This is a genomic window from Candidatus Magnetobacterium casense, from assembly GCF_019173545.1.
GTDB lineage: Bacteria > Nitrospirota > Thermodesulfovibrionia > Thermodesulfovibrionales > Magnetobacteriaceae > Magnetobacterium > Magnetobacterium cryptolimnobacter.
In genome coordinates this window covers 1-11,814 of record NZ_JABXWD010000081.1, presented here as the reverse complement: position 1 = coordinate 11,814, position 11,814 = coordinate 1, and the positions used below count along the sequence as shown (strand labels likewise).

Genomic DNA, 11,814 nt, shown 5'->3' with positions numbered 1-11,814 from the left:
TCTATTATCGACCGAAAGAGAAACGATCATCTCAACCACGACATACAAAAAAGTCAAGGAAAAAATGGTGTCATGGCGTTGTTCGATATGCTTAAGTCAACAGCATTACCCCTCAGACCCACCCACAAGGGGACCAGTCCCCTTGACCCCATTTAATCTTATCCATAGTACATATTTGGAGCGGTTATTTAAACTTCTACACCTTTTTTTGCCTATATGCGTAACATGAGTAAGTAGGATAATGACGGTAATCGTTCCGATCTGAATGTTTATGTAAATGACCTATTCATATTCTAAAATCATTATGTGAAGTAAAATTCACTGGGTTTTTATTTTTTTCTATGCTACAATGTATTTAGTGGCACTATAAAGATTATAGAAACAGCTATACACGTTATAAACTGACACTATAACAGAAGGGAGAAATGTGTTATGATCAGAGGTTGTCGGAGTTACAGTGGTATGGGCAGGGTTTTTGGGGCTATGATTGTATGCTGGGTTGTTTCAATGTTTGTGTCACCGGTCAGTTCGTTTTCTGATACCAGCTACAGGTATGAAAGCATGTTTCCGGCGTTAAAGCAGCCATGGTATTTCAACTATTCAGAGGGTATAGCAGTTGACGGCAAGAATAACATCTATATTGCAGATACGAAGAGTCACCGCATCTTAAAATACACAAGCGACGGTCAGTTTATGACAGGAATAGGAAGTAAGGGCTCGGAATTGGGCCACTTTGATAATCCCATCGGTGTGGCTGTGGACAAAGACGGTAACATCTACGTGACCGATACATTCAATAAAAGAATCCAAAAGATGGCGGTAGACGGTACAATCACCGAACTGCTCAAAAAATACGGTTGTGGTGGGAGCGAAATTGACCGTATTTCCGGGATTGCTGTAGATGAGGATGGTTACATATATGTAGTTGATACAAAGAGACACCGCATTGATAAGTTTAATCCAAAGGGTGAGTGTCTCTTTTCTTGGGGGACTGAAGGTGATGGCAGTGGCCAGTTTAAATATCCCTACGGTATAGCAACAGACAAGCTATACGTCTATGTTACCGACATGACAAATCATCGTATACAGAAGTTCGATAAAAACGGCAGCTTCTTAACCTCGTGGGGTCGGTATGGCAAGGAGGATGGCCAGTTTTATAATCCGGCTGGCATAAGTATAGGGAAAGACGGCAATATATACGTGGCCGACTCATATAATCACCGGATACAGATATTTAACAAAGATGGCATACTTGTTGACAAATGGGGTAGCATGGGGTCAGGTGCGGGCGAGTTACTTGACCCTTATGGAGTGACCATCGATTCAAACAACTATGTCTATGTTACCGACAGGGATAATCTGCGGATACAGAAGTTCACCAAAGAAGGCAGATTTATCGCTCAATGGGCGGCCAGCGGTCAAGGCGATGGTTTTTTCAAGTATCCCAGCGGTATTGCTGTCAATTCGGGCGGTGATGTTTACGTCGTGGATGCCGGCAATAATCGCATCCAGAGGTTTGCTCCAGGCAACACTTTTCAAGCACGGTGGGGAGACAAAGGAGCAGGAGACGGGCAGTTTGATTTTCAATGCAACTTGCGAATAAATAATGAAAATGACACAATAGAAGTCCTTAGCGTCAACAATAGAGATGACTGTATCCATTTTCCAGGTGGCATTGCATTAGGCGCACAAGGCGATGTGTTTGTAACCGATTGGGGAAATCACCGGATTCAAAGGTTTAATTCCAACGGAAGATACATAACCCAAATGGGCAGTTACGGCAGCGGTGATACGCAATTAAAATTCCCATCAGGGATTGCTTTAGATACCGGTGATAATATCTATGTGGCAGATACGCTTAACCACCGCGTGGTGAAGTTGACCTCTGACGGGAAGCATCTGCTCAAGATAGGAACCGGCGCTGCTGGTAACGGACAGGGACAATTTAGTTATCCTGCTGCCGTGGCGGTAGACCTGGACGGTTATATATATGTAGCAGACTTTGGTAACCATCGCATACAGAAATTCGACCCACAGGGCAAGTTTGTAATGACATGGGGCAGCTATGGGTATAACGAACTGCAGTTTAAGTTTCCATCTGCTATTGCCGTTGACAGCAGCAACAACATCTATGTAACGGAGTTAAGAAACCACAGGGTTCAGAAGTTCACACCAACCGGTTTTCTCCTGGACAAGTGGGGCAACCCGGGAAGCAGCGCAGGGGATTTAAACGAACCCATAGGCATAGCATTTGGCAGCGGTGGTAATCCTGCCGGCAAACCTTATGTCAGGCCATACGTGGTAGATAGCACGAATCACCGTGTTGAGGTGTTTGCGATCCCTGCTGCCAACACGACCATAAAAAAGGCAATCATCGTAGCCGGCAGCGGCCCTAAGATTGTTGACTATAAGAATGTGGTACAAAACAACGAGATATGGGGAGCTATACAGTACAGCGCCAATCTTGCCTATCGCACTGTCAGGCTGCAAGGTTTTACGCGTGAACAGATTTACTATCTAAGCCCGGATAAGTATCTGACCATTGATGGCTCATATGTTGTAAATGATAATGCCAGTACAGAGAATCTCAAGCGGGCAATCACGAACTGGGCTCCGGGGGCTACAGACGTCATTATCTATCTTGTAGGTCATGGTGGCGATAGCAGCTTTAACATACATTTTGACGAACAGCTTGGAGCATTACAGTTAAAAGAGTGGCTTGAAGATCTTCAGCAAAAAATACAGGGTAAGATTGTAGTTGTTTATGATGCCTGTATGTCTGGCAGCTTTATTGATGAGTTGGCATCACCGGCTTATGGGAAACGCTTGTTTCTTGCAAGTGCGTTAGAAGATGATAATGCGTACATCACAAATACAAACAACATTTCCTTCTCACGGTTTTTCTGGAACAGTGTCGCCAATGGTAATCCTGTTTACGATGCATATCTTGAGGCTGAGGATGGCATCGGAAAATTTAGCGATTGTCCCAATAGAAAGGCTGTCATCGATGATTGCAACAATGGAAAATTTGCAGAAGACTTCTACATAGGCAGCAATAAGACATACGCAAATGAAAGACCCAGAATCGGAAAAGCATTGCCGGAATACGCACAGTTATCGGATGGGAATAGCTCCTATAAGATCATAGCTCAGAACGTATATCCATTTGACAACATTACGCGCGTGTGGGCGGAGGTATTCACCCCTGATGTAGTACCGTCATCTGCCAGTATACCTGTAACGACTCTGCCATCCTTTGAGTTAGCCCATGCAGGATATGGCTCCTACGAGGCAGAGTATGATGGCTTCAATAAGCCTGGCACCTACAAAGTGGTAGTGTATGCCCTTGACAAGGCAGGAAACATCTCATCACCACAAATGGCAACGATCGAAAAGAAGTCGTCATCTTCCCCTGCCGGCGCTGCTTTACAAGAGCAATCCGGCCAATGTAGCAAGTACCCGAAGCTTACGCTGAGGGCAAACTGTTTGTTCAATGAGATTAAAATAAAAACTGAAGACACCCTTTCGTTAAAGGTTGCCCTTAGTCCCAATAAAAAGATGGATACTATGGATTCTTATGCTTATTGGTGGCTTTATGCGCAAACGCCAATTGGCAATTATTACTATGACGCGGCAAGCGGCAGTTGGCAAGGAGGGCTATCAGTAAGCTACACTGGAAACCTAATAAACTTACAACTCACGGAGTTGTTAAGGATATCCGGGTTACCTGAAAGTAGTGAGCCATACACCTTCAATTTCGATATATACTCAAGTGGTTGTTCCAGGGACGGCGATAAATGCTCAACCAGCATCAAGGTAAATGTGGACAAGTAGTGTAAGCTAACAGACAAAGAGTTAAATATAAAAAAACATGGAGGTAACATGAATAAGGGAGTTAACACGTTAAGGGGTATTGTTTTATTGATAGTGACGGGGGTGTTTTTTATCCTCAGTGGCTGTGCAGGAATGAGCGCTACGGTCAAGTCTGACGGAGGTGAATTACAGTGCGGCAAGGTGCAGGGCGCCTTCAGGGGGCGGTGGTTCAATTACTACGAGCGTGGGGTGTCCTTTTCAAGTTGCGGACAGGCGTTGTCGGACAAGGGGGATACAGAAGCGGCCAGACCATACCTCGAATCGGCAGTCAGGGACTTTGAGGCCGCCATCAGGATCAAAAAATATGAGCGCTGGCACGCCAGAACCTACGGAATGCACTACGTGGATTACTTCCCCCACAGAGAGCTGGGGATAGCTCAATTCCTGCTCGGTGAAGGATATCAGCAAAACAATAATAAACGTGCTATAGATTCTTATAAAAAGGCACAGGATGAACTTGCCATATCTCTGGGGTTGGAAGGAGAAAAAAAGAAGGAAAGCGATGACACATATGATACTGCAACCTCAAAGGCCGTCTATTATCTCAATGAGGCCAGAGGGAAGTTTGACACAAAAGAAAAACCTCAAATAACTATCCTTACACCACAAAAAACTGAGGATAATCTCACAAACGCATGCAAATATGAGGTATCTGGTATTGTCTCGTCAAAAGATGGCTATGTGAAACCTCCAATAATAAGCGATGAAGGTTTATTATTTTGCCTGAAAATTAAAGATGGAAAACCATCAGATGAGCATTTCCCTGTAGGATTATCTGCTAAGGAGTGTGGATTTAAGACGGAGGTTGACCTATGTGAGTTAGACGGTAAACAAGATATTCCAAACGATAAAACAATCACGATAAAAACACTTGATGTCAAAGAGGAAAAGGCAATTACTGTAACTCTTGATAGAGAGGGACCTGGTATTGCTATTGCCGGCGTAAAAACACTAAATGGAAAAATAACTGTAGAGGGTACTGTCTACGATGATAATGGTATTGAATCTGTTATATTTAATGGAAAAAATGAACTTCCTAATGACTCTCGTATGGCAACTGTGTGGAAATTTAATACAAGTAGCGAATTACCGTCAGATACAAATAAGGTTATAGTAGAAGCAAAAGACAAAGTCGGTAATATTACTAAAATAACGCTCCCAGGTACTAGAGAGAACTCCTACCTGACTGACGAATTGCTTTTTGCTCAAAGGGGAACATCAGATGCAAATAAAGATTGTGTTTTTATCATTGGTAGAAGAATTGGTATATCAAGTAGTTGCGTAGAAATGGTAGAACAACTTATGAAGCTAACTGGTTATCCAACTATACATGGATTAATAACAAACTCACCGACAATACCAATGGAAATTGTCACTAATTTAGCTAAAAATTTTAAACATCTACTTGAAACAATAGCTGAATTACAAAAGTTATTAAACGAACAACCTCCTGTAGTTGAAATAACCCCTGAAAAAGTTAACTATCTTGATACAGAAGAAGTTAATTATCTTAATACGGATATAGAAACAGAGATTTATACATATGAGAATTTTTTAAATTTCAACTTTAGTGTTTCCAACTATGATGATAATACTTTTTTAACCCTGTATAATAATGATAAGGAAATTAGTAAAACAGGTAAAAGTAAATTGAATAACGGAGAGCATAGTTATAGTTTTTCTCATAATATAAAACTCAAACCAAATACTGTTAATACTATTAAACTTGTTACCATTAATGAAAAAGGTAAAAAGTTTCCATCACTATTTTTTACTCGAAAGTTGGGTATAATAGATAACAAAAAAAACTTGTTAAGACTTGGTATTGTTGTATTTAATGAGAAGGGTAATTTTATTGGTGACGAAAAATACAAAAAAATAGTAAATGGATTTATAAATTCAAAGAGATTTGAAGTTGTTACATTTGATAAAAATGAAACAAATAAACTCAAAAAACACCAAATAAAACCTGATACAATTATCAATGGCAAAAATGCAAAAGATGTTGGTATTTATGGAAAAGTGGATTTGTTTTTATTAGTAACCATTAAGAAAAATGAAATTACAACCGATTTGATAGAAACAGGCTGTTTCGTTACAATAAATGAAGACCCTATATGTACTGAATTAACTGGATTAACATCAATATTTTCCAATACAAGCACTATAGATTTAAAACAATTCTCAAATGAGTTAGTAAAAATTCTTGAATATAAATTCCCATTTATTGATGGTAGAGTTCTAAATGTCAAAAATAATGAAATTATCAAAATTAATATAGGTGAGCCAATCTGGAAATCTCGAGCAGGAACGAGACTTTTCTTTTTTAATAAGGGAGGTAGCTCTTTTAAAAAAATGGAAGAGTGTTATAAAAGAAACTTTTTTCATAATGAGGTATGTCAGGATAAGGCAAATGCGTTTCTTGATATTTACGGCAAAGCAGTTGTAACAAATGTATACGGTGATGTCTCAGAGGCTAAAATACTTAATGTAGATCAAAATACTGTAATTCAGATACACGACAGAGTGATGACGAAATAAGAAGGAGGGAAGAAAGAAATGAGAAGTCTTAGCAGAGTATTTTTATGTCTTTTAGTTTTAGCCGGGGTTTTTGGAATAACTCCGATGGTGTGCAACTCCGACGACAAGCCGGAGATTGGTTCCTCGCCTAATCCTGTTGGTTCTGGGGCGAGGGCGTTGGGAATGGGCGGGGCGTTTATAGCCGTGGCCGATGACGCAACCGCAGCATCGTGGAATCCCGCCGGGCTTATCCAACTGGGTACGCCGGAGGTCTCAATTGTTGGCTCGACATACAGCCGCTCCGAGGACAACAAGTTTGCCACGGAACAGATAAACTCTGTCCACCAAAGCGTCTCGGATGGCAACCTCAACTACCTCAGCGGCGTCTATCCAATCCCGACTGCCATCCTGGGCACCAACATGGTGGTGTCTGCGAGCTACCAACACCTGTACGACTTCAACCGTAAGTGGAGCCTCTCTGTTTACGATCCTGGCAACGGGGCAATAGACAACTTAAGCTATCGTCAAAAGGGAAGGATATCCGCTGTAGGTATATCCACCGCCATGCAGATAAGCGAAAAGCTATCAGCCGGCATTACCCTCAACACCTATGACGACGGGCTGAGTCAAAACAGTTGGCAAGACCGTATGGATATAAATGGCTCAACGTGGAACGCAAACAAGTACACCCTAAGCGGATATAATGCCAACCTTGGCCTTATGTTGATGATAAATGAGGAGTTCACAATAGGTGCGGTCTTTAAGACCCCCTTTAAGGCCAGACTCACGCGTGAGTATCCATCATGCAATGAAAACAATGTCTGCGAAACACACAAGGCATACGAAAGGCTCTATATGCCCATGTCCTACGGCGTAGGGGTTGCCTACCGCTATGATGACCCCTTTACGCTGGCCATTGACGTTTACCGCACCCATTGGGAGCAATTTAAACGCACCGACTCCCAAGGCACGGAGACATCAGCGATAACGAATGAACCGGTGGGCGAATCTCACATCAAGGCAACCACTCAGGTGCGCCTGGGGGCGGAGTACCTGTGTATACGACCGCAGTTTACGATCCCCGTGCGTGCCGGGGTGTTCTACGACCAGGCCCCGGCGAGTAACCATCCGGATGATTACTATGGACTGAGTTTAGGGACGGGGTTGGCCGCCGGGAGATTCGCCTGGGACATCGCATATCAGTACAGGTGGGGGTCAGACGTTGGAAGCGACCTCGTTGGCAAGTCCTGGAATTACTCCCAGGACGTCCGTGAACATACGGTGTATACGTCTATTATCATGTATCTGTGAAGGGAGGATTAAGGTGATTACAGTCAGAGGTTCAGGCAGCATGGAGAGAGGCATTAATCAGATGACAGGGCTACTACCGGCATCAGGAATAAAGAGGTACTTATGGGCAACGTTGATCTTTGCGTATATTGCGATAACGTTTGTCTGTAATTCAGTCGAGGGGGCATGTTTTACAACACCGGAATGCAATTTAAAATGCGACACAATAGAAGCTGATTCAGGGAACACATGGCTTGATTATTACAAACGTGGAGTGTCTTTTTCAGACTGCGGACAGGACAAGTTGGAAAATGGGCAAAAAGAAGGGGCTATTAAATACCTTGAATTTGCAGTTAATGACCTTGAAGCCGCCATCAGGCTAAAAAACGATGAAAGATGGCAATCAATGATTGACGATACACACTACGTGGATTATTTTCCTCACAGAGAACTTGGCATAGTGTACTTCTTGCTCGCTGAAGAATATAGACAAACTGATAGTGCAGTTGCCAAGTCCTATTATGACAAGGCACAAAAAGAGCTTAATATATCTCTAAAAATACCGACCTCAAAGGCCGTTTATTATTCTAATGAGGCCAAAAAAAAGCAGCAAGAGCTTTTGGTTAGCATGATTGAAATGTATTCGCAGTACATTGCTCTGCCTAGTGGTACGCTTGGAAGTGTGGATGGCGCACCGCCTGAAAGACATTCACAGCCTACCACTCCGACGTATGACATGCTTGGAAAGATGTATAGCGCACCGCCTGAAAGACATTCACAGCCTACCACTCCGACGTATAGCATGTCTATAAATATGTATAGCGAATGGCTTGAAGAGTTTCGCAGGAATAAGCCTGTAATTGATCTCAAGCCTGCTGATACTCTCACAACCAACTGCATGTACACTGTCGAGGGGATCGCTAAGTCAGCCAACAATGTAAAGCCTGTTATACTGAACGGTAAGCCGTTGTTGTATTGCCTGGAAACTGAAGGTGATAAGATATTGTACTATAAACATTTCCCGCCAGGGTTATCTGATGAATCGTGCGGCTTTAAGGCGGAGGTTGACCTCTGTGAGTTAGAAGGCGAGGGGGTTAAGACGATTAAGATAGTGGCGGTTGATGTTGTAGGGAAGTCGTCAGAGAAAGATGTCAAGGTTACACTTGACAGGGAGGGACCTTCAATCGCAATTAGCAGTGCAGAGGAGACTGATGGCAAGACAAGGGTAGTTGGAACTATTTATGATAATTATGGTATCAGGGAAGTGCTTTTTAACGAAGAAAACAAATTCACTGGCAAATCAAATATGAGCGAAAAAGAATGGTCTTTTGATGTAATATTAGCGACAAAGACAATAACTATAAAAGCAACAGACAAGGCTGGCAATAGTACGGAATATACGTTTCCGGAGACTCAGCAAAACGCTGCCCTGACCGGCGAAGTTCTCCTTGCACAAAATGGGGCATCAGACAGCGATGTCGTTGTAGGCGAAGGCTGTTATATTGGCAAAGACGGTGTTGTGATAGGAAAGAATTGCCTCAGTATCGCAAAAGATATGTTTGATCTACTGATAGAAATTACACCTACCTCTATTAAAGCCCTCAGGAAATTTATAACGGAAGCAACGAATTTTTACGATGATATCATACGCAAACAATCTTCTTCCATTAAAATTCAACCAAAAGGCAGATATCTTGGATATAAAAATAGTTTCGCCACATTTGACAGATCATTAACAATCATGTTCACTGTATCCAATCTTGGTGAATTTACTGATTTAATCTTATACAATAACGGCGAAGAAATTAAATGCTCCGAAAAAGATAACTTTACAAAAACAGAAAGCAGCTATACCTTCCACTGTACAATACCTGTTAGTGCTGAGGAGAATGAGGGGAATAATGAAATTAAACTTGTTGCTTATACTAAACAGGTAAAAGACCCAAAGCAATCCTCAATCAACGTTAAAAGATTAGAACTGTCAAGACGTGACATGCTGTTAAGGGTTGCTATTATCGCTGTTGATAAAAACGGGAATTTAATTAACAAGACGGAGGATACGTATAAAGAGATATATCGTAAACTTAAAGATTCACAAAGGTTTACTATCGTTGATATTGATGATGGCAAAAAAGAAAAAATAGTAAATAAATACAACATTAAAGATGGTATAACCATCACCCCTGACAATGCCAAAAATGCCGCCATAGAAACAAATGTCGATATGTTTCTGCTGCTAACTACTAATAGAAAAGACATTATTGCCAAAATTATTGACACAGGTTGTTTTTCTGATAAAGAAAAGGCTATCAAGTGCAACATACCTCCTGAAGAGACTATCTTAGCGCCTAATGTCTATACTGCTAAATCCACAGGATATGAACAAGAACTTGCAACATTTCTTTACGATAATTTTCCATTTACAAGAGGTAACGTTAAAGGTGTGATAAACCATGAAAAATTTAAAATTGACAAAGGTAAAGAGCCATGGAAAATACGCAATGGGACAAGATTGTATCTCTTCAACAAAAAAGATATAGTAGACAATATATCATGTCGTTTGTTAGCAAAATGCAAAGATGTCATGACAACGGATGATTCTTGTTATGGTAGGGCCGTTGTAACAGACGCAAAAGACGCATGGTCGGAAGCTAAGATTATAGAGATAAATATCCACACCGGCAATGAGGTAAAAGAAGAGGTAAAAGAAGATGACATCATAATGACGAAATAAGCAGAGAAGAACAGCTATCTGTAAAGACACGTGACTCTTACATAAAAAGCGTATCTTTGGTACGCTTAACAAACCTATAAAACAAAGAGGTGTTTTCAAGATGGGTAAAGTCAGAGACACAAACAACATGAAGCCAACCGCAAACCGGGCAGAATTACCGGCGTCAGGAGTAAAGACGCTCTTATGGATAATGCTGATGTTGACGTATATCGTGATATCGCTAAACTGTAAGCCAGTCGAGGCAGCAGGCACCACAACGCAGGATGCCTATGAACCGGACGATACCTATTCACAGGCAAATGCAATAGCAATCGATGGCAAGGCTCAGAGTCACAACTTCCACAAGGCCGGCGATGCAGACTATGTGAGGTTCTACGCGTTAAAGGGCGACACCTATGAGATAAAGGTCGCAAATCAAGGTCAAAACTGTCGTCCCGTAATCTACCTCTATGGCAGCTATGGCACTAATGTTGTAACATACAAAGAGAGCCGTAAGGCTGGTGAAGAGCTTATCCTCAGTTGGAAATTTACGGAAGAAGGTGTCTACTATGCAAGCATAAGCAGCGCCGAAACCGGTGTTTTTGGCAGCGGCACGGATTACGATCTCTCCGTATACAGACCGACAGCGCCGTCTTTACCTGTTGCAATAAACGGAACCATCACCAATTGCACAACTAACACCGCAATTGATAACGCAAAAGTCAAGGTTGCTGACAAGTGGACAGCCGTAAGTAATGATAACGGCTATTATGAAATGATCGTTTCAGATGGCACAAACACAATGGACGTCTCAGCATATGGCTATTATCCGGTAACGAAAACCGTGAAAGTGGAAAAAGGCAAGAGCACTGTCTTTGACACTTGCCTGAGCAGCTATGGCTATCCCATTCCTTCCCTCAAGGTGAAACAGTCAGAGACTAACGCACGGGAATTAAAGGTTACAGTCGCCCTGGATGCGGGCTACTATGCCAACATTAACGCCGACTGGTGGCTCTTCTACATGGGAGGTAACAACTACGGCAGCTTTGCCCTCGACCAGGGATTGGGTTGGATCAACTGGATTACGTATGCCCACCAAGGCCCGCTGTTCACCCTGCCACAGACGGAATTAACCGTTACGGTACCTTCTGATGGCAACTACACGTTCTGGTTCGTGGTAGACACTAACATGAACGGACTGTGGGATGCCTATGATCCTTTAAAAATGTTCTGGAAGGCATATACCGTCAAAGTGTCGCAATAACCAATTGCCATAAGTAAGCGAACATAAGTAACTATAACAAACAGAAAGGGGTCAAGGGGACTTCTTCGTGGCCGGGGCGCCTCGCCCCTCCCCTTGCGGGGGGTTCTGAAGGGGGGCGGAGGGGGTGGGGCACCCCTGCCACAAACCGCCCCTT

At 42.4% G+C, this 11,814-nt stretch carries 5 protein-coding genes; all 5 read left to right on the top strand.

Annotated features, from left to right (window positions below; genetic code table 11):
- Window positions 1–432 precede the first annotated feature (432 nt).
- The 5 genes from HWQ67_RS06325 (at window position 433) to HWQ67_RS06305 (ending at window position 11,660) form a co-directional block, all read left to right on the top strand.
- Entirely contained in the window at window positions 433–3,834 is a 3,402-nt protein-coding gene (locus tag HWQ67_RS06325; protein ID WP_218251827.1) for an SMP-30/gluconolactonase/LRE family protein, read from the top strand.
- Between the two features lie 48 nt (window positions 3,835–3,882).
- The gene (locus HWQ67_RS06320; RefSeq protein ID WP_218251826.1) at window positions 3,883–6,414 is read left to right on the top strand and encodes a hypothetical protein; all 2,532 of its coding nucleotides are present in this window, start codon (window positions 3,883–3,885) and stop codon (window positions 6,412–6,414) included.
- An 18-nt stretch (window positions 6,415–6,432) separates the two neighbouring features.
- Window positions 6,433–7,704, top strand: a complete 1,272-nt coding sequence (locus HWQ67_RS06315; protein WP_218251825.1) for an OmpP1/FadL family transporter — start codon at window positions 6,433–6,435, stop codon at window positions 7,702–7,704.
- A gap of 13 nt (window positions 7,705–7,717) precedes the next feature.
- A complete protein-coding gene (locus HWQ67_RS06310; RefSeq protein ID WP_218251824.1) occupies window positions 7,718–10,417 on the top strand; it encodes a hypothetical protein in 2,700 nt (899 codons plus the stop codon).
- A 100-nt stretch (window positions 10,418–10,517) separates the two neighbouring features.
- Window positions 10,518–11,660 carry a carboxypeptidase regulatory-like domain-containing protein gene (locus HWQ67_RS06305; protein ID WP_218251823.1) on the top strand — a complete coding sequence of 381 codons (1,143 nt, stop codon included), beginning with the start codon at window positions 10,518–10,520 and terminating at the stop codon, window positions 11,658–11,660.
- Window positions 11,661–11,814: the final 154 nt, after the last annotated feature.

Excerpts from the sequence above, each read along its gene's own strand:
- HWQ67_RS06315 (WP_218251825.1), top strand. The coding sequence starts at position 6,433 with ATGAGAAGTCTTAGCAGAGTATTTTTATGTCTTTTAGTTTTAGCCGGG.
- HWQ67_RS06305 (WP_218251823.1), top strand. The coding sequence starts at position 10,518 with ATGGGTAAAGTCAGAGACACAAACAACATGAAGCCAACCGCAAACCGG.
- HWQ67_RS06320 (WP_218251826.1), top strand. The coding sequence starts at position 3,883 with ATGAATAAGGGAGTTAACACGTTAAGGGGTATTGTTTTATTGATAGTG.
- HWQ67_RS06325 (WP_218251827.1), top strand. The coding sequence starts at position 433 with ATGATCAGAGGTTGTCGGAGTTACAGTGGTATGGGCAGGGTTTTTGGG.